12 protein-coding genes are annotated in these 18,805 nt (G+C 70.6%); 7 read left to right on the forward strand and 5 right to left on the reverse strand.

Features of this window, described 5'->3' with window-relative positions; all coding sequences use genetic code 11:
* Positions 1 to 43: 43 nt before the first annotated feature.
* Entirely contained in the window at positions 44 to 1,501 is a 1,458-nt protein-coding gene (locus WMF27_RS20020; protein ID WP_437767296.1) for a protein kinase domain-containing protein, read from the reverse strand.
* Between the two features lie 987 nt (positions 1,502 to 2,488).
* Here WMF27_RS20020 and WMF27_RS20025 point away from each other — a divergent pair.
* Positions 2,489 to 4,810: a response regulator gene (locus tag WMF27_RS20025; protein WP_437767295.1), complete on the forward strand. Its 2,322-nt coding sequence runs from the start codon at positions 2,489 to 2,491 to the stop codon at positions 4,808 to 4,810.
* A 417-nt stretch (positions 4,811 to 5,227) separates the two neighbouring features.
* Positions 5,228 to 6,061: an alpha/beta fold hydrolase gene (locus WMF27_RS20030; RefSeq protein ID WP_437767294.1), complete on the forward strand. Its 834-nt coding sequence runs from the start codon at positions 5,228 to 5,230 to the stop codon at positions 6,059 to 6,061.
* A gap of 30 nt (positions 6,062 to 6,091) precedes the next feature.
* On the opposite strand, the gene WMF27_RS20035 is transcribed toward WMF27_RS20030, so the two are convergent.
* On the reverse strand, positions 6,092 to 7,357 hold the full coding sequence (locus WMF27_RS20035) for a sulfotransferase family protein (protein WP_437767293.1): 1,266 nt from the start codon (positions 7,355 to 7,357) through the stop codon (positions 6,092 to 6,094).
* Positions 7,358 to 7,490: 133 nt separating this feature from the next.
* On the opposite strand from WMF27_RS20035, the gene WMF27_RS20040 reads away from it, so the two are divergent.
* Together WMF27_RS20040 and WMF27_RS20045 are read left to right on the forward strand one after the other, a co-directional pair.
* A complete protein-coding gene (locus tag WMF27_RS20040; RefSeq protein WP_437767292.1) occupies positions 7,491 to 8,120 on the forward strand; it encodes a class I SAM-dependent methyltransferase in 630 nt (209 codons plus the stop codon).
* Between the two features lie 624 nt (positions 8,121 to 8,744).
* Positions 8,745 to 9,602 (forward strand): hypothetical protein, encoded by an 858-nt coding sequence (locus WMF27_RS20045; protein ID WP_437767291.1) that lies wholly within the window; start codon positions 8,745 to 8,747, stop codon positions 9,600 to 9,602.
* Between the two features lie 30 nt (positions 9,603 to 9,632).
* Here WMF27_RS20045 and WMF27_RS20050 read toward each other — a convergent pair whose 3' ends face one another.
* On the reverse strand, positions 9,633 to 10,994 hold the full coding sequence (locus WMF27_RS20050; RefSeq protein WP_437767290.1) for an MFS transporter: 1,362 nt from the start codon (positions 10,992 to 10,994) through the stop codon (positions 9,633 to 9,635).
* 193 nt (positions 10,995 to 11,187) lie between these two features.
* On the opposite strand from WMF27_RS20050, the gene WMF27_RS20055 reads away from it, so the two are divergent.
* Complete coding sequence (locus tag WMF27_RS20055) at positions 11,188 to 11,988, forward strand: DeoR/GlpR family DNA-binding transcription regulator (protein WP_437944393.1); 801 nt, start codon at positions 11,188 to 11,190, stop codon at positions 11,986 to 11,988.
* A gap of 87 nt (positions 11,989 to 12,075) precedes the next feature.
* Here WMF27_RS20055 and WMF27_RS20060 read toward each other — a convergent pair whose 3' ends face one another.
* Together WMF27_RS20060 and WMF27_RS20065 are read right to left on the reverse strand one after the other, a co-directional pair.
* Positions 12,076 to 13,092, reverse strand: coding sequence for a glycoside hydrolase family 11 protein (locus tag WMF27_RS20060; protein WP_437767288.1), 1,017 nt, complete (start codon positions 13,090 to 13,092; stop codon positions 12,076 to 12,078).
* A 297-nt stretch (positions 13,093 to 13,389) separates the two neighbouring features.
* Positions 13,390 to 15,126, reverse strand: coding sequence for a cellulose binding domain-containing protein (locus tag WMF27_RS20065; protein ID WP_437944394.1), 1,737 nt, complete (start codon positions 15,124 to 15,126; stop codon positions 13,390 to 13,392).
* A gap of 299 nt (positions 15,127 to 15,425) precedes the next feature.
* On the opposite strand from WMF27_RS20065, the gene WMF27_RS20070 reads away from it, so the two are divergent.
* Positions 15,426 to 16,835 (forward strand): sigma 54-interacting transcriptional regulator, encoded by a 1,410-nt coding sequence (locus WMF27_RS20070; RefSeq protein WP_437767286.1) that lies wholly within the window; start codon positions 15,426 to 15,428, stop codon positions 16,833 to 16,835.
* A gap of 683 nt (positions 16,836 to 17,518) precedes the next feature.
* Positions 17,519 to 18,769 (forward strand): glycosyl hydrolase family 18 protein, encoded by a 1,251-nt coding sequence (locus tag WMF27_RS20075; protein WP_437944395.1) that lies wholly within the window; start codon positions 17,519 to 17,521, stop codon positions 18,767 to 18,769.
* The last annotated feature ends 36 nt before the right edge of the window (positions 18,770 to 18,805 follow it).

An 18,805-nucleotide genomic window follows, 5' to 3' on the forward strand; every position in this document is an offset into this window, starting at 1 on the left:
GCCGCCTGCGCGCGGCGCAGCCCGATGAGCAGCGCCGGGAGCGCTACCGGTGCATCGCGATGTCGTTCCGGGGAAAAGGCTTGATGCGTCGGGTGTGCCGCCCCGTGGACGGGATGGTCTTGGTCCGCCCGGGGGATCGCGCGGGGCGCACGGAAGGCTTCTTCTTCGTTGTCGACCGCGAGGCCTCGCTGGTGGGCGCGCTCTCGGGCTGCGCCGCAGCGGCCTGGACCGGCTCCTGGAGCTCCGGCGCGAGCAGCGGCCGGGGTGCCTCCACGACGCTGGCGAGGAGCGTCGACTCGGTCGAGCTCGCCAGCCCGGCGCGGGGGGCGACGGCGGCGAGCGCGGCGCTGTCGTCAGCGGGCGCGGCGAGCCGGACGCCGAAGAACAGGCTGGCGCCGGCCAGCACGGCGCCGATCGCGGCGGTCGCCGCGAGCCGCGCGGATGGCCTCTTGCGCTTCTTGCGGCTCGACGCCGCGCCCAGGACCGCCGTCGTGCCATCGCCGCCGTCGTCCTCGCAGAGATCCGCCTCAACGACCGGTATCGACGGGGACGTCATGACGGGGTTGCGCCGGGTGACCACGCCGTCCTGCGAGCTCACGGGCGGCGCCTCGACCACGCCCTCCGCCTCCGCCGAAGCCGGCGTCTCGGTGCCCCACTTGCGTGACGACAGCGCACGCTCCAGCGCGTCTGCCATCTCCTTCGCCGACCCGAAGCGCGCGCTCGGATCCTGCTGCAGGGCCTTTGCCATCCATTCGTCGACGGCGGCCGGCACGTCGATCCGGTGCGCGCTGGGGGGCGTGAACCGCCCCCTGTGCACGGCGAGCGTGAGCGCCGCGAGCGTCTCTCCGGAGAACGGGGTCCGCCCCGTCATCGCATGGTAGGCGACGACGCCGAGCGACCAGAGATCCGCACGGAAATCGAGATCCCTCGGGCTGACGAGCTGCTCCGGGCTCATGTACAGCGGCGTCCCAACCACGTTCCCCGTCGAGGTGACCCGCAGGTCCCGGACCCGCTTGGCGATACCGAAGTCAAGCACCTTGACGAAGGTCTCCCCATCCACCTGGGTCAGGAACAGGTTGTCCGGCTTGATGTCGCGGTGGACGATGCCGAGGCGGTGCGCCTGCCCGAGCGCCTTGGCCGCCTGCGCCACGATACGCGCCACCTCGCCGAGCGGCAGCCGGCCCTGGCGGCTGATACGGGTCCTCAGGTCGTCGCCGCGGAGGAGCTCCATCGCGATGTACGGCATGCCCTCCGCCGTCAAGCCGTGATCGAGGACCTGCGCGACGTGCGGGCTCGTGATCTGCGCCGCAGCGACCGCCTCTCGCCGGAACCGCTCGACGTAGCCCGGGTCATCCGCGTACTCGGGCGACATGAACTTCACGGCGACCTGAGCCTTCAGCGGAAGCCGATCGGCAACCCAGATGCTCCCCATCCCGCCGCGCCGGAGGATGCGCACGAGCCTCAGCGAAGGCGTCACCATCTGTCCGGTGTGCAGGGGCATACCTCTGCTACTCCTTCTCGCACAGGCCCGAGCCGGTGGTTCCGTCAGCTCCAGCCGACAACTCGCCCGAATGGCGTAAATAGATCACTACGACGCCTTCATTACCTCTGCAAGAGAAACAAAGTGCTCTCCGCCACGTCGGTCGCGTCGGTCGCGTCAATCACGTGTGTCATGTCTGCGCGTGTGTCGCGCACCCGCGCACATTGAAGCCAACCCGTCTCTCACATCCCCCAGGAGCGCGGGGGCCACGGAGCACTCCCGTGCGATACGGCCACGTGGACGGACATTCACCGTGCGCCGGTGTCGGCGCATGAGCGCATGCAGAGCGCCAGGTTCGTCCGGCCGGTCGAACGCGCCCGTCGTCGCGAGCGGTGACGCAGAACAACGGAGTTGAAGGTAGGCCACCGGATGATCAGGTGGGGAGCCCGGGAACAAGCGTGCCTGTCGTGCGGCCATGGCTCGCGATCCGCTGCGGCTTCATCGATGGGCTCACCTCGCGGCGCCAGATGAGCCCCCGTGGCGCGCGAGGGCTCATCGCCTCTTGACTTCGAAAAAAGTCTTTCATTTTGCCTCCACAACCACCGTCCGGGCAGCATGGAGGGTGGGCGCTCGTGCCTTCATCCAGCGCGGGAATCACGAGGACGGGGCGAGACCCATTGGGGTGTCGGCATCGTCCGACATCGGAGGGCGGGCCTGTCCAGCGCTCCACCCGCGCGGTGCGCTCGCGCTTCCCCGGATCACGCGCCGCGACAGGCGGGTTGTCTTCTGGAGGAGGATTGAAGCCTCTCGTCTCCTGGATGCCGGCTCACTGAAAGCGTTCACCCAGCCGAGGACAGCCTGGACACTTGCGGAGCTCGCGCGTACGCCGGCAGAGGAAATCCACCCGCGCCGAGGCTGAAGCTGAGGCGTAGGGGGTGCGATAAAAAATGAAGTGCGGGTGTCATCCATGGTTGCGTCTACGCGCGCAGGCGTAGAATCGCCGGAACCATGAGCCGATCCCCCTCCGACAAGGACGCGCACAAAAAGGCAACGGTCAGCCCCGTGCCGTCGCGAGGGACTCCACCGGAGACGATCCCGTCGCGCGCCAGCGCCAGCAGCAGCGCCCTGCCGACAGCGCCGCCTCCGACACGCAACAGCGCCGGCAGCGGCAGCGCCCTGCCGCCGGCGCCCGCGTCGAACCGCGGGGGCAGCACCCTCCCGCCTCCGCAGCAGCACGCGCCGCCCCCGGCGCGCGGCAGCCACTTCCCGGCCGACGCGCGCGTGCGGCGAGATCGGCCGAGCGTCCCGCTCTCGCCGCACGGCGCCTATGCGTCGCAGGAGGCACGCGGCTGGCGAGAGCGGCCGACCGCCGCGGCCGCGGCCGCGGCGCGCAGCGGCTACACCTTGCAGGATCCGTTCGACCGGTGGGACCCGCCCGAGGGCGCCGCCGTGGCGCCCACGACCCAGCCGCCCGAGCCGCCGAGCTCGCGCGTCCCGGAGGGGTCGCGCCACGACGACGCCGGCCGTGGTCACGGGCCGGCGTCGTCGCCGGCCAGGCGCACGGCGACCGGCGGGCTGCCCGCCGCGCATCAGCCCGCGCCGTCGGCCCGGTCGACCGCGGGGCGCGAGCCGCAGCGGCTCCACGAGCCGCACGGCGGGGGCCACGACCCGTACACGCCCATCAACCAGATCCTCGGCTACACGCGCCTGCTCGTGGCGTCGCTGCAGGGCAAGGTCGCGCCGCAGCACATCGAGGACATCCGCAACATCGAGCTCGCGTCGCGCAAGCTGCTCACCATCGTGCAGGCGATGGAGAACGGCGACGAGGACGCGCCCTCGAGCGTGAAGGTCAGCATCCCCTCCCCGCACGAGGAGCCCGCGGTCCACGCCGAGATCGAGGGCAGCGGCCGCGGCACCATCCTCGTGGTCGACGACAGCCGAGGCAACCGCGACGTCCTCTGCCGGGTGCTGCGGGACAACGGCTACCGCACCGCCTCCGCCGAGGACGGGCCCCGCGCGCTCGGGCTCGCCGCGCGCGAGCGCTTCGACGCCGTGCTGCTCGACGTGAACATGCCCGGCATCAGCGGCCTCGGCGTGCTCTCCGCGCTGCGCCAGAGCCGGTCGCAGGCCGAGCTCCCCGTGATCATGGTGACGACGCGCGGCGCGAGCGAGGACGTCGTCGAGTCGCTCAAGCTCGGCGCCAACGACCATGTGACGAAGCCGATCGACTTCGACATCCTGCTCGGGCGGCTCGACACGCAGCTCACGCTGAAGCGCTCGCGCGAGCAGCTCTCGCAGCTCGCGGCGGAGCTGTCGGTCAAGAGCGAGTTCATCCGCAAGACGTTCGGCCGCTACCTGAGCGACGACGTGGTGAACCGCCTGCTCTCCTCGCCCGAGGCCCAGCTGCTCGGCGGCGAGGAGCGCGAAGTGACCATCATGATGACGGACCTCCGAAGCTTCACGACGATGACCGAGAACATGCCGCCCGACGTCGTCATGCGGCTCCTGAACGGCTACCTCGGCGAGATGGCGCGCATCATCGTCGCGCGCGGCGGCACGATCATCGAGTTCATCGGCGACGCGATCCTCGCGCTCTTCGGCGCCCCGTTCCCGGCGGGCGACGACACCCGCCGCGCGGTCGCCTGCGCGCTCGAGATGCAGATGGCGATGGACGCGGTGAACGAGAAGAACAGCGCCGAGGGGCTGCCGACGCTGCAGATGGGCGTCGCGCTCAACACGGGCCCGGTCGTCGTCGGCAACATCGGCTCCGAGGCGCGCACGAAATACGGCGTCGTCGGCGCGCAGGTGAACCTGACGTCCCGCATCGAGTCGTGCACGGTGGGCCGCCAGATCCTGATCGCGGACACCACGCGCCGCGCCGCCGGCGCGGGCCTCCTGCTCGGCCAGAGCCACGCGCTGGCCGTCAAGGGGTTCTCGAACCGCGTGCTGGTCCACGAGGTCCTGGGTCTCGACAACCCCGAGCGTCTCTACCTGCCCGAGCGGCGGGTCGAGATCCTCTCGCTGTCGTCGCCGCTGCCGGTCGTGTGCGCGCGCCTCGCGGGCAAGCGGGTGGAGGGCGAGCCGCAGTCCGCCTTCATCCTCGGGCTCTCGCCCTTCGGCGCCGTGCTACGGCTGCATCCCCGGCCCGCGCCCTTCACGAACCTCCAGATCCACCCGTCCGGCGCGCTCGCCGAGCAGCTCGGCGGCGAGCTGCACGCGAAGGTGATCGAGCTCGACGCGCGCGCCGACGACGTCGTGCGCATCCACTTCACGTCGTCGCCGCCGGGGCTCGCGGCGTTCGTTCAGAAGCTGCACCGCGCCGAGGCGTAGCGGCCCGCCGCTGTACAGGCAGGCTCGCGTCTGGGTGGTTGGGACGCCGCCGAGCCGCCCGGCCCCAGGGAGGGTGTCCATCGCGTGCGACCTGGGACGAACTCGAGCCCTCCCCTGGTGCCGGGGAGCGGACGACGGGCCAACTCGGGGTCTCGCGAAAAAGAGCGAGAGGGCGCGCTGCGGGAGCCCGATCGTCAACAGGCATGTCGTTCACCTCGACCCCGTGCTCCTGAAGGGGCCGTATCGGCTCGGCGACCGGCTCTCCTCGGCTCCGAGGACATCGACCTGCGTGTACCCCACGGCGACGCGCTCCTGGGAGAGCACCTTTGCTTCGAACGAGCGCCTCGCCTAGGCTCCACCCTCGCAGCGCAGCACGGCCCCTTCACGCGGCCCCACACACCGAGGTAGCAGACGCCCATGCCTTCCCTGACCGTCGCGGGCCCTGCGGGCGCGCTCCACATCGTCGATCATCCGGCCACAGGTGCTCCTACCGCCGCGGGCGCGGGTCCCTCGAGCGAGGCGCCGCCGGTCGTGCTCGTGCACGGCATGGTCGGCCACGCCGGCTTCTGGGAGGCGACGCTCGCGCACGTCTCCGGCCGGCGGCGCGCGGTGGCCCTCGACCTCCGGGGGCACGGCGCGTCGGAGGCCCCGCCCGACGCGGACTACGCTCCCTCCGCGTGCGCGGCCGACGTGCTCGCGGTCCTCGACGCCCTGGCGCTCCCCCGCGTGGCGCTCGTCGGCCACAGCTATGGCGCGCTCGTGGCGCTCGCCGCCGCGGCCGCCCATCCGGAGCGGGTCGCGCGCCTCCTGCTCGCAGACCCGCCCCGGGATTTCACGCAGATCCCGGCGGAGGTCCAGGCGCAGCACTTCCCGCCCTACCTCGCCGCCCTCGCGGCGGACGGCTGGCGTGACACCGCCGTTGCCACCTTCAACGAGGCGCTCTCGGGCAGCAGGCCCGCCACCCGGGAGGCGGTGCTGGCGCGCGTCGCCGCCACGCCGCACGACCCGATGCTCGGCATGTCGCGGCATTTGCTGGAGTTCGAGGCGGTGAACGCGCTCGACCGCTACCTCGCCGCCCCGGGCGCCCGCGCCCACGCCATCGTCGCCCCCTCGAACGCATGGCCGCAAAGCCTGCACGCGCTGAGGCCCGCGCTCACGGCGGTCGTGCTGCCGGAGACCAGCCACTGGCTGATGCTCGACGCGCCGGCGGCGTTCGCCGCCGAGCTCGAGGCCTGGCTGGACGCCGCCTGAGCCCGGAATACGGCGCTCCCGCTCTCCGGCTCAGCTCCGCCCTCGCTTCCCCGCGGCGAGCTCGCCGAACCGCTCCAGGTAGCCGCCGAACCGGTCCAGCACCTCCCGCTCGGTGAGCCCGAACTCGTCGAGGGCGTAGCGATGGACCCCGCACCGGTGCTGCGGGTGCTCGCGCATCCACCCCTCGATCCGCGCGGCGACGGCGCCGTCGAACCCGAGGCCGAAGCGCTCGTGGATGCGCCGCACCAGCCCGGCGGGATCCGCGGTCAGCTCCTCGTAGCTCGCGTCGAGGAACCGCGCCGGGTCGAGCCGCGCGCGGGCCTCGAGGAAGCGGTCCATCATGGCGCCGAGCAGCTCGAGCGCCCCCGGGCCGACCGCGCGCGGATCGACCCGCCGCTGGTGCATCGCGCGCGCGGCCGCGACGAGGCTGCAGAACGACGGGACGACCCGGAGCGGATCGCGGTGCGTCATCACGATGCACGCGTCCGGATACACCTGCAGGAGCGCGGCGATCCCCGGCAGGTGGAAGGGGGACTTGAGCACCCAGCGCCCCTCGGGGCGCCCCCATTGCAAGACCTGCAGCTGGCGGCGGTGATGCTGGTAGTCCGGGACGAGGTCCTGCGCGAGCGCCCACCTCAGGTACAACGGCGTCTCGGCGCGGACACAGGGGAGAAGGGTGTTCTGCATCAGGAACACGCACTCTTCCGGGCCGTCCGCGGAGAGCTCGTGGATGGTGGCAAAGACCGGACAGACGGCGTGCGCGAGGCGGACGCGGCGCCTCGCCGCCGCGCGCCGGGGGTCGCGGGCCTCGTCCTCGGGTCGGACCGGCGGCGACGGCGCCTGGAGCCGCCAGAAGCGCGGCGCGTGCGCGTCCGGGTGCAGCGTCATCAGGTTGTGCAGCAGCGTCGTGCCGGTCCGCGGATAGCCGACGATGAAGACCGGGTGCGGCGTGCGCTGCTCGGCGATCCGCGGCTCGCGCCGCAGGTCCTCGCGCAGCAGCAGGCGATTCGCGATCTGCCGCTCGATCTCCTCGCCGAAGCCGAGCCGCCCGAGCAGGGCCAGCTCGGCCTCGTCCTCGAGCGAGGCGGAGAGGACCCGCAGCCCCTCCCAGAACCAGCCCTCGCCGGGATCGGTCAGGCCCGTGCGTCGCCGGGCGCGCTCGGACAGGACATCGACGTCCAGGGGGGCGAGCGCACGCAGCGCCGAGCGCCCCATCCGCGCCCCGACCGCGTTGAGCGCGCGGAACGGCATCGACACGCGGTACGGAGGAGGGGTCGATCGGGTGGGTCCGTTCATGCGCCGGCCTCAGGGTAGGCGCGCGCCGCGCGGAGGGATAGCGCCGAGCGGGCGCAGGCGGGCCGGGCGGCGGCCGCGCCACGGGCGCCTCGCGATCCTTTTCGGCGGAGCGCTCCCGGCCCACACTGCCGCCATGCACGACGACAGCGCCCCCCGGCACTCCGCGCTCACCGAGAGGACCCTGGCTCACTACGACGATCACGCCCTGTCGTTCTGGGAGGGCACGCGCGATCACGACGTCTCGCAGAACCGCGCCGCGCTGCTCGCGGCCCTGGAGGGGGCAGGCCCGTTCACGATCCTCGATCTCGGCTGTGGCCCCGGGCGCGATCTCGCGGCGTTCCGCGCCGCGGGGCACACCCCGGTCGGGCTCGACGGGTCCGCGCGGTTCGTCGACATGGCGCGGCGACACGCGGGCTGCGAGGTGCTCCACCAGGACTTCCTGCGCCTCGACCTCGAGGCCGGGCGCTTCGACGGGATATTCGCCAACGCGTCGCTGTTCCACGTGCCGAGCAAGGAGCTGCCGCGCGTGCTCCGCGAGCTCCACGCCGCGCTCCGCCCGCGCGGCGTCCTCTTCAGCTCGAACCCGCGCGGCGACGATCGAGAGGGGTGGTCGGGCGACCGGTACGGTTGTTACTGGTCGCTCGAGCGGTGGCGGGAGCTCGTGACCGCCGCCGGGTTCGAGGAGATCGAGCACTACTATCGACCGGCGGGCCGGCCGCGCGAGCAGCAGCCCTGGCTGGCGACCGTGTGGCGCAAGCGCTGAGCCCTCGCGCCGCTGTCCGGCGACGCTGCTGGCCGCCCCGGCGCGGAAGGCCAGCGGCACCACGAAGGACAGGCCGGCGCCCACGCACCCGAAGCCCGGCAACATGGCCGCGGCGGCGTTGGCGACCAGCGCCGCGAGGAGCAGCTTCCGGATCTTGCGCGAGTAGCTCGGTCGGCTCCCCAGGAACGACTGCCGCTCACCTGATCTGGATTGGATCGCCGCCGGCTTCGCCGTGACATGTCACGTGACATGCCCCGTGACATGTCACGGGCGCCCCGTGACATACACTGCAGTTCCAGCAGAAAATTCGACACAACTCCGCCTGGCGACGCGTGGCGCAGCAGCCCTCTCGCTCTGCATCCGCCGTAGTTGCGGCGCTCTGGCGCTACGGTGAGCCAAGTTTGCCGCTGCTGCGCATGCGAGCGCCCCGGGACGCCAGAGCTGGCGCGCCTGTTGCCTTGTCCCTTCAGCGATGCTCTTCACCTGATCCACGCGTGGCGGGACCGTGACCCACGGTTCGAGCGAAGTTCACTGCGCGCTCGGGCGCGGACCACGAAAGCGCCGCTGCATGGATCAATTTTGAAGCACCGTCAAAGGTGGACGAGCCCTATCGATGGAAACCATATGAAGAACGTATCGAACAAACTCTGGAAGCTCGCGTGCATGCTCCCTGTCCTGCTCATGGGAATCGGCTGCGTTGCGGCCACGGGTGAACAGGCGGACGACGAGCTGGTCGGCACGGCCGAGCAGGCATTCACCGGCTACTGGGGTTGGTCGCGGGCGACGGACAACGACTTTACGCCGGCATGGAGCGTCGGTTCGAAAGCCGAGATGACCTGCTTCCTCTCCGGGGTCGCCGGTGACCTCAGTGCCAACGGCCCCTCCATCTACGCCTCCCAGGCGGGGGTCTGGCACGGCTACGGCGACGGCTGGATTTTGGATACGAGCGGCGACGACATGGACGTCAAGGTCAAGACGACCATCCTCTGCGTTCCCAGCATCGCGAACAGGACGACGGCCGTCAAGTGGAGTTCCGGACAGGCGGCGAAGGTCCTGGCGCCGGTCACTGCCAACCGGCGGTGTGGCCTGATGCGCGTGACGAACGATCCGGAATCCGGGGACAACGAATGGCAGGCTGCCGGCGACAGCGTGTTGGTCTGGAACGACGGCACCAACTGGTACATCGGCGGCACCGGGAACGCCGAGGGCTGGGGCATGTGCGTGGACGCTAGCAGCGGTACCGGCATCGGGGTCTGGACATATATTGCGCCGAGCTCCGGCTCGGCCACGCACAACCTGGTCCAGGCAATCGACAACGGCACGACCCCCCTCGGCACGCAATGCTTCCTCACGGGCGTCGGCGGACGCTTCCAGGCCAACTCCTGGACCGACGGCGTCTTCGTCACCTATGACCCCGGCTCCACCTGGTGGAAGGTGACAGTGAGCAACGGCAAGACGGCCGACATCATGTGCATTCAGTAGACTCCACACGACGGCCGACGAAGCCCTCCGTCAACGGGTCGCCTGGGCGCCTACCGTGAGCGCCTGCGGTGCGACCTGCTCTACCCGACCCGGGTCGACGCATTGCGCCCCGACCCGGGTTGATGCATCGCTCGGCGGCGTCGTTCGGTACCGAAGAGTCCCCTCACCTCCCGCCGCAGCTGCCCTCGCCCTCTGATCGCGCGCGGGCGGGCGCGCGGCAGGCGCGCGGGCCGCAGGCGCGCGGGCGACCGCCGGGGCCAGAGCGACGATCACGAAGGCCAGCGCCACGACGAGGACGAGGCCCGCGCGCAGGGTGAGGCGATCGGCGACGAGGCCGATCACCGGCGGGCCGACGAGAAAGCCGCCGTACGACAGGGTGGCGAGCGTCGCCAGCGCCTTGCCGGGCGCGACGCCGGGGGCGCTCGCCCCGGCGCGGAAGACCAGCGGCACCACGACGGACAGGCCGGCGCCCACGCACCCGAACCCCAGCAGCATGGCGATGGGGGCGTTTGCGAGCAGCGCCGCACCGAGCCCGCCCGCGACCACGACCCCGGCCGCGCGCACGACCCGATCGGCGCCGAACCGCTGCGTCAGCCCGTCCCCGGAGAACCGCCCGAGGAGCATCGCCAGCGAGAACACGGCGTAGCCGGTCGCCGCCACGGCCGCGGTGGTGTGGAGCTCGTCGCGGAGGTAGACGGCCGACCAGTTGGCCATCGCGCCCTCACCCACGGACGAGCAGAACGCGACGAGGCCGAGCAGGAGGAGCCCTGTCGAGCGTGCGGTCCCAGGGCCGGCCGCGGTCGCGGGCTCGGGGCGCGCGTCGGCCGAGAGCGCCCTGCCCTCGCGCGCGACGGCCGCGGCGAGGACGGCGGCGACGGCGACGAGGTGCGCCGCGGGTGACAGCGCCCGGCCGGCCGCGAGCGCGCCAAGGGCCGCCCCGATCAGCCCGCCGAGGCTGAACATGCCGTGCACCGAGGCGAGGATGGGCCGACCGGCGCGCCGCTCGACCTCGACGGCCTGCGCGTTCATCGCGACGTCCATGAGGCCGTTGCACACGCCGAGCAGCAGGAGGGCCGCCACGAGCGCGGCGAAGGACGGCGCGAGCGCGGGCAGGGGCAGCGCCGCGCACAGGAGCAGGGCCGAGACCCGGGTGACGCGCCGGCTCCCGAAGCGGGCGACGAGCGGCCCGGCGGCGCGGAAGGCGAGCATCGCCCCGCAGGCGAGGCCGAGGAGGGCGAGGCCGAGCAGGCCGTCGCGCAGCCCGAGCCGCTCGCGGACCGCAGGGACACGCGCGGCCCAGGACGCGAAGGCGATGCCGTTCGCCACGAACATGACCGAGACGGCGCGCCGAGCGCGCGCGACGTCGTCGACGGGCGAGAGGGGGGCGCCCATCACGGCACCCCCCGCGCAAGACCAGCAGGCGAGCCGCTGGCGCACAGCCGCGGCCCGGGGAAGGCCGTCCGGAGGACGGCGGTGAGCGTTGGAGGCTCCCCGGAAGGTTCGTGCATTTTCGTGAACATCAGGGAAAGATCTTGGGGCCGGATCGGACCGGAGCAAGCAACTTCGTGCACAAACAGGAACAATCGTGCAAAACAACGCAGACATCTCCGGCCTGATGGTGGCCGAGCGACGCCAGCATATTCTCGCAACACTGGAACGTGATGGGAAGGTGGTGGCGGCAGAGCTGAGCCGTGCCTTCGGGGTCTCGGAGGACACGATCCGGCGCGATCTGCGCGAGATGGCGAACGAGGGGCTCCTGCAGCGGGTTCACGGCGGGGGCCTGCCGGTCTCGCGGGTGAACCCGAGCTTCCCTGCGCGCGAGCGGCAGCGGCCGAAGGCCAAGGAAGAGCTCGCGCGGGCCGCGGCGACGTTGATCAAGCGGGGTCAGGTCGTGTTCATCGACAGCGGAACGACCAACGTGGCTGTGGCGCGCCACCTCCCGCGCGATCTCGAGGCGACGGTCGTGACCAACAGCCCTCCCGTCGCCATCGCGCTCTCGGAGCACCCGCGGGTGGAGGTGGTCCTGCTGGGCGGGCGCATGCGCAAGGATCCGCTGGCCGCCGCCGACGGGGTGACCATCGCGGGGGTGCGCCAGATCCGGGCGGACCTCTGCTACCTGGGGGTGTGCACGCTCGATCCCACGTTCGGCGTCACCACGCTGGATCTGGACGAGTCGTACGTGAAGCGGGCGATGGTGGAGGCCTCGGCCGAGGTCGTCGCGCTGGTGACCGCGGACAAGCTAGGCACCGTGTCGCCGTACGTGGTCGCGCCGCTGAGCGAGCTCACATGGCTCTTCACCGAGCGCGGCGTGTCGAAGGAGGCGCTCGCGCCCTACCGGGCCGCGGGCGTCACCGTCACGCAGGACCTCGAGGCGGAGCCGGCCTGAACCAGCAGGTCAGAGAGCCCGCCACGACGCCAGGAGGCGCAGGCTCGCGCTGGCCATGCCGAGCTCGAGGTGCCTGGACGCCGCCGCTCACTTCACGACGACCTTCGCCATCGTGAACTTGACCGTCCCGCTGTTGTTCTGGGACTCGACCAGCAGCTTGACCTCGTGCAGGTTCCCCAGGGGAAGGCCGAGCGCTTCCCACTTGGTGAAGTGCTCGGAAACGGAGATGGTGCCGCACGTGCGAGCCGTCCGCCGGATGCTGAAATACTGGTCGAACGTCTCGCTTGAACCCGTGATGGCCGGCTTGTTCACGCGGGTCTTCTTCCACACGTCGTAGGTCTCGCCGTCGGCGGTGAGCGTGCCGACCTCGTCCCGCGGCGTCCCGTCGGAAGAGAACCCTGCCGGCTTTACGCTCCCCCAGTCGTCGAGGATGTAGAACTCGCGCAGCGGGTTGACCGTCCAGCCGTAGATGCCGATGTACGTCAAGCCGCCGTCCTCTTCCGTCTTGGTATGCGCGAACTCCGCCGAGAAGGTGCCGATCTGGGCATGCTTCCGGGTCTGGTTGAAGTCGAGCCCGACGCGCGCAAGGAAATCCTCGACGTTGTTCCATTCCGCGCTGAACGCGGCGTCGACGCCGTGCACGGTCATGCAGCCCGTCCCGCTTCCCTCCGCCCAGAGCTCATAACCGTACCCATTGCCCGCATTGCCTTTGCTGTTCGAGCAATACTCCCTGCCTCCGGTCAGGGGTGTCGCCGGCGGGCAGGTGTTCGCGCCGCTGCCCGTGGACCCGCCTTCGCCGGTGGACCCGCCGCCTTCGCCGGGGGAGCCACCTCCACCCGTCGCTCCGCCCGCACCAGGGAGCCCGCTGCTGCTGCTGCTGCTGCTCGCGCCGCCGCTCCCCGTGACGCCTCCGGAGGTAGCGCCCGCGCCCCCGGCGCCCGGTTGACCACCGCCTCCGCTCGCGCCGGTGGATCCCGCGTTCGATCCGCCGCTCCCACCGTCGTCCTTCCCTTCCCCGGAGCCGGAACAGCCCGTGAAAGCCGCGGCAGCGAGGCAAGCGGCGAGGGTACCCAACGACCAACGGGACGGAGCGAGGACCTTCATGGTCGCAGCATGCCAGGGGTTGCACACGGGGATCAAGGGAGGCGAACCGCTGGAAGGAGAGCTCGTCGTCGGCTCGCCGCATCGGGCAGAAGTTTCCAGACCCGCGCAAACATCCCGTTCCATGGGCTGCTCGACAGGCTCACCGGCGCGGTGACGAGCGCCGGCGCGACAGGCCCTCCCGCGATCCGCAGAACCCGTTCGGCCATCCACGTGAGACAACCACGGTCCTGAGACGCCTGTACGCCGAGCACCGAGAACGCCGAGGTGGGCCTCTATCCGAACAACGTGCTCTCCGGCCTAAGGCACCGTGTCTCGACGGAAAATCGACGAAGAGCGGAAGTTAGCCACCTTCGCGTCGACCTCGGCGGACGACAGGAGCGCGTCCTCGGCGAAGTAGACCCAGTCGACATCCTCGTGGTATGTCCGCGAGCTGCCCTTTGCCGCGTCGAGCTCATCGTACCAGAGGTTGAAGAAGATGAACTGATCCACCTCTGGAACGTACATGGAACCGTGCGTCGCGCGATGCACCCCGTCGATGTAATAGCTGATGGACGTGCTGGTAACCTGGAGCACGAGCGTGTGAAAACCGCTGAAGTTCGCGGAGACCATGTTCGAGACGTTCACGTCCGACGTCTCCCACGAAGTCAGCCACATCGTGCTCGTGTTGCCCTGGCCCCAACCGCCGTTGGGCATGTACTCGAAATCCTGCTCCGAGTAGTCCGGGTCGCCGGCGGCCCACTCGGTCAAGGTGAAGAAGGTCTCGACGGGCTTGTCGGCGTAAAAGCGCGTGCCGGACAGCGGGGTGTCGTTGAACTTGACCCTGGCAGCGTAGGTGCCGAAGCGGAACTTCTGGGCGTTGGTGATCACCTCGGCCTGCGAGGTGGTCGCCCCGGTGCCGCTCGTGCTCGCCTTGAGACGCATCAGCTTGTTCGTGGAGCTCTGCGGGTCAGCGACCAGCGAAACGTTGGACTCCAGCCACGCCGCGCCGCTCACCCCTGGCGCCCCCGACCAGCTCCGGAGCGACCACCAGCTCCTGAAGTTGGCGTCGCTGGTCCCGTTGTAGCTGAAATCGTCGAAGAACTCGGCCGTGATCGCGCCGCCGGCCCGGGTCGTCGCGCTCGCCTGACTGGAGGCGGCAGACGCGCCGCCCGCATTCAGCGCCGTGACCTTGTAATGGTAGGTGGTCGACGCAGCCAGGCCGGTGCTGTCATAGCTGGTCGAGGTCACGCCGCTGGCGATGTGGTTCCCCGCGCCAGGCGTGAAACCCGACGTGGTCGATCGGTAGACGTCATAGCTCGTCGCACCGCTGCTCGCCGCCCAGCTCAGCGAGATCGCGCTTGCGCTCGACGCCGTAGCCGTCAGGGAGATCGGCGCCGGCGGCGGCGACACACTGCCGCTCGGCGGCGTACCGCTGCGCAGGCCGCCCGTGGGCGCGGAGCCGGCGTCGTGCACGGTGATGCGGCTGAAGTTGGAGAATGTTGTCTGGTTTCCGTACGAGTAATCGTCGGTCTCGACGACGTTCGTGTCGAACTCGATCCCGAGGTCGATCGGCTGGGTCGTCGCCCCCGCAGCCAAGCTTCCGGCGGCGCTGGTGAAGCCGATCTGCACGTAACGATCGGCGCCCGTAGAGGACACTGTCCCGGTCGTCAGCGTGATTCGGCTGCAGCCCGGGCTCCACCACCAGCACGCCGGGGTCACCGTCGTCGCGCCGTTCTTCGTGAACCAGTAGCGTATGACGATGCTGCTCAGCGGTATCGAGGCAGCGGTGTTGTTGCGAATTTTTATCCCTGCCTCGACGATGGTGTCGTTCGGCGCGGCGGCGTCATAGTTGCTGTATTGAACGGTAAAGTCGGTCGTTCCGGCGAAACTATCGCTCGAGTGATCGCAGGTCGAGAGCGCGACGAAGATGCTCAAGCACGCGAAGCGGAGGGCACGAGCCCGCAGGAGATCGGCCATCCTTTCGAGGAACGTCACACGTGTGCGCCGGCTCGTCCGTCTCATCCGCTCGACAGCATGTAGATAGATCGAGTTCATGATTGTCAATCGTGCTCCTTTCACGCCCGCGTCGCGCGACGTCACCGGGCCGCGGTCGACTCCGAGCCTCGTGTCGAGCGGCGCCCGCTGTGGTTGTACGCCGTCGCCCGGTCTAGGCACGACGACCGGCTTCAAGTTTAAGCACGGCGCGTGCCAGCGCTGAGCAGCGCCGAATTGGGCTTCGAAGCGATAGGTTCAACGGATCATTACCGGGAGTGCGTACGAGGGCGATCCCGGCGATCCTTTGGGTGCGATGGGCCTCACGTGACGTCGGCGCGGAGGCCTGCTGAGATGGCAGCATGCCTCCGTTGAGCGACGACGATGCCGCCTCCACCGAACTCCTGCCCGGGCCGGTGCGCCCCGCTGCGGCCGCGGCCGAGAGCTTCGCCCTCTCCGTCATGGCGGGCCCGGACGAGGGCCGCCGGTTCACGGTGGCGCCGGGGCTGCCCTCGCGCGTGCTCGCCGGCACCAGCCCCGCCTGTGACATCCCCCTCACCGACCGGCTCGTCTCGCGCCGCCACGCCGCCTTCGAGCTCGCCGGCGCCCGGCTCCGCGTCACCGACCTCGGCTCGACGAACGGCACCTTCGTCCAGGGGATCCGCGTCGGCGACGCGTACCTCCAGGGCACCGAGCTCGTCCGGATCGGCGAGACGGTGCTCCGCGTCGAGGCGCTCGGCGTCACGCAGGCGGCCGAGCTGTCGCCCGCCGTGCAGTTCGGCAGGCTCCTCGGCGCCAGCGAGGAGATGCGGCGGCTCTATCCGCTGTGCGAGCGCCTCGCGGCATCGAGCGTCCCCGTCGTCATCGAGGGTGAGACGGGGACCGGCAAGGAGGTGCTCGCGGAGGCGCTCCACGAGCAGGGGCCGCGGGCGGCCGGGCCGTTCGTGGTCTTCGACTGCACCGCGGTGCCGCCGACGCTCGTGGAGTCGGCGCTCTTCGGGCACGAACGCGGCGCCTTCACCGGCGCGAACGAGGTACGCCGCGGCGTCTTCGAGGAGGCGCACGGCGGCACGCTGCTGCTCGACGAGATCGGCGATCTCGACCTCAGCCTGCAGGCCAAGCTGCTGCGCGCGATCCAGCGATCGGAGGTGCAGCGCGTCGGCTCGAACCGCTGGATCCGCGTGGACATCCGGGTGCTCGCGGCGACGCGGCGCGATCTCGAGCGGGAGATCCAGGCGGGTCGGTTCCGGGACGATCTGTTTTTCCGGCTCGCGGTGGCCCGGATCGAGCTGCCGCCGCTGCGCAAGCGGCGGGGCGACGTCACGGTGCTCGCGCACCACTTCTTCCGGCAGCTCGCGGGCCGCGGCGCGCACTTCCCACAGGGGTTCGGCGAGCGGCTGGAAGACTACGACTGGCCAGGCAACGTGCGCGAGCTCCACAACGCCGTTGCGCGGCGCGTGGCGCTCGGAGAGACCGCGCCGATCGAGATCACCCGGGCCGGACTGGCCTCCCCGGACGCGCCGGCCCCGGCCTCCACACCAGGAGGCGCGAGCGGAGGCACAGAGCCCGGGACATCCGGCGACGTCATCGAGGAGATCCTCGCGCTCAACCTGCCGCTCCCGCGCGCGCGGGAGCGGGTCGTCGAGCACTTCGAGCGGCGCTACGTGCAGCGCGTCCTCGCCCAGCACGGGGGCAACGTCCGGAGCGCGGCGGCCGCGTCGGGCATCGCGCGGCGGTACTTCCAGATCCTGCGCGCCCGGCGATCCACCTGACGTCCTGCGGCGCCGGCGTACAGCTGGCGACAGGCGCGCGGCAGGTCGCGGATGAGCTCCGGGCGGCCCGAGAGCTCCGGATCGCCGGGGGCGATCCGAGAATTCCCTCGCCCGCGATCGCGGCGATCGCGCCGCGATCTCTCCGATCACCCCCCGCGCTCGCCCGGCTCGCCCGGCTCGCCGGGCGCGATCGCGGCGCGTCGGCCCTAGGTCGGCTCCAGAAAGAGCTCTGGATGGGCTGCCGCGGCTCCGTGCGCCGATCGCCGGGGCCATCGCCACGGCTGGTACGTCGTTTGCTCTTCCGGCCTGCAGCAGCGAGCTACGACGACCTGGCCTCGCTCGGCACCACGATGGGCCTCCTCCACAGAGGGTGATCGCGGTCGAGCCCCAGCGGTGAGTCACGGCCCCGCGGCGCCGGAGTGCAGCATGGCGAATGCTGCGTCGGGCGAGGCAACCGTCGGCGCTCGTTCGTCTCTAATCAAAGGAAGGTTACCATGTCTTTCCGTACTACTGCCATTGCTCCTGAGCTGTCGCTTCTCCTCGTCGCCATCACCATGAGCGGGCTCGGATGCCTTGCTTCCGCATCGCCGGAGGCCGATCTCGACGCGGCTCAGAACGGATCTTCCGTGTGCGCAGACTTTCCGGAGTGGCAGGAGGGTCAGTTGTATTACGCGGGGGAAATCGTGAATTACCAGGGGTCGGCCTACATCGCCAAGTACGACAATCCCGGCTACATCCCGACGGTCAGCACGTACTTCTGGGAGCCGTACTCCGACTGCAGCGGCAGCACCGAGCCCAGCGAGCCCAGCGAGCCCACCGAGCCCACCGAGCCCAGCGAGCCCAGCGAGCCCAGCGAGCCCACCGAGCCCACCGAGGGCTCGTGCGGCTATCCGCAATGGCAGGAGGGTCAGTGGTATTACGCGGGGGAAATCGTGAATTACCAGGGGTCAGCCTACATCGCCGAGTACGACAATCCCGGCCTCATCCCGACGGTCAGCACGTACTTCTGGGAGCCGTACTCCGGCTGCAGCGGCAGCCCCGGCGATGGCGGCAGCCCCGGCGATGGCGGCAGCCCCGGCGACGGCGGCAGCCCCGGCGACGGCGGCAGCCCCAGCGCGGGCGGTGGGCTCCCCGCGAAGGTCGTCGCTGGCTACTACCCCAACTGGACGCCAGCGCCCGTCCGCATCCGGGACATCAACAGCAATTACAAACTGATCTATCTCTTCGCCGCGCAGCCCGTGGGCGGAGCGCCCGGCACCACGGGCGCCGTCTACTGGACGCCGCCGGGTGACGGCAGGGGAGCGGCGACGAACCTGAACGCCGACATCCAGTACGCACGGACGAACCAGGGTCGCAAGATCATCCTCTCCGTCGGCGGCGCCAAGAATGGCATGAGCTTCCCGACGCGCGCGAAGTCGGAGACATTCGTCGAGAGCGTGGTCGGGATCTACGACAGCCTGGGTGGGTTCGACGGCATCGACTGGAACACCTTCGAGGCCGCTCAGGCCCCCGACACCTCCGAGATGATCTGGATCAGCAAGGAGCTGAAGCAGCGCTTCCCCGGCTTCATCATCACCGCGCCTCCGGCCCCCTGGAACAAAGACGACAAGGACTTTTGCAAAGAGATGGTGGACGCCGGCGCCATGGACTACGCGGCCCCGCAGTACTACGATGGCCCCGGCCTGGACCAGCAGTCGTACATCGTGGACAGCGTGAACGAGTGGGTCTCGCTGCTCGGTCCGACGCACGTCGTCGTGGGGTTCGGGATCTGGGACCAGCCAAACTACATGTCGATCGACGAGGCGATCCCCACGTGGAATCAAGTCGAGAGCAACCACCCGACGCTCCGCGGGGTGTTCGACTGGCAGATCCACATCGACGAGAGCCTCGGGTGGCAGTTCGCCGACGGCGTGGGACCTCTCGTCACGGACTGAAGCGGGATCGGGCGGAGCGCGCGGCGACTCCGCCCG

The organism is Sorangium sp. So ce281 (genome assembly GCF_051527395.1).
GTDB classification, from domain to species: domain Bacteria; phylum Myxococcota_A; class Polyangia; order Polyangiales; family Polyangiaceae; genus Sorangium; species Sorangium cellulosum_B.

What these genes read in the sequence shown, in the direction of transcription:
- WMF27_RS20020 (WP_437767296.1), bottom strand. Translation starts at nt 1,501, where the DNA reads ATGCCCCTGCACACCGGACAGATGGTGACGCCTTCGCTGAGGCTCGTG.
- WMF27_RS20025 (WP_437767295.1), top strand. Translation starts at nt 2,489, where the DNA reads ATGAGCCGATCCCCCTCCGACAAGGACGCGCACAAAAAGGCAACGGTC.
- WMF27_RS20030 (WP_437767294.1), top strand. Translation starts at nt 5,228, where the DNA reads ATGCCTTCCCTGACCGTCGCGGGCCCTGCGGGCGCGCTCCACATCGTC.
- WMF27_RS20035 (WP_437767293.1), bottom strand. Translation starts at nt 7,357, where the DNA reads ATGAACGGACCCACCCGATCGACCCCTCCTCCGTACCGCGTGTCGATG.
- WMF27_RS20040 (WP_437767292.1), top strand. Translation starts at nt 7,491, where the DNA reads ATGCACGACGACAGCGCCCCCCGGCACTCCGCGCTCACCGAGAGGACC.
- WMF27_RS20045 (WP_437767291.1), top strand. Translation starts at nt 8,745, where the DNA reads ATGAAGAACGTATCGAACAAACTCTGGAAGCTCGCGTGCATGCTCCCT.
- WMF27_RS20050 (WP_437767290.1), bottom strand. Translation starts at nt 10,994, where the DNA reads ATGGGCGCCCCCCTCTCGCCCGTCGACGACGTCGCGCGCGCTCGGCGC.
- WMF27_RS20060 (WP_437767288.1), bottom strand. Translation starts at nt 13,092, where the DNA reads ATGAAGGTCCTCGCTCCGTCCCGTTGGTCGTTGGGTACCCTCGCCGCT.
- WMF27_RS20065 (WP_437944394.1), bottom strand. Translation starts at nt 15,126, where the DNA reads ATGAACTCGATCTATCTACATGCTGTCGAGCGGATGAGACGGACGAGC.
- WMF27_RS20070 (WP_437767286.1), top strand. Translation starts at nt 15,426, where the DNA reads ATGCCTCCGTTGAGCGACGACGATGCCGCCTCCACCGAACTCCTGCCC.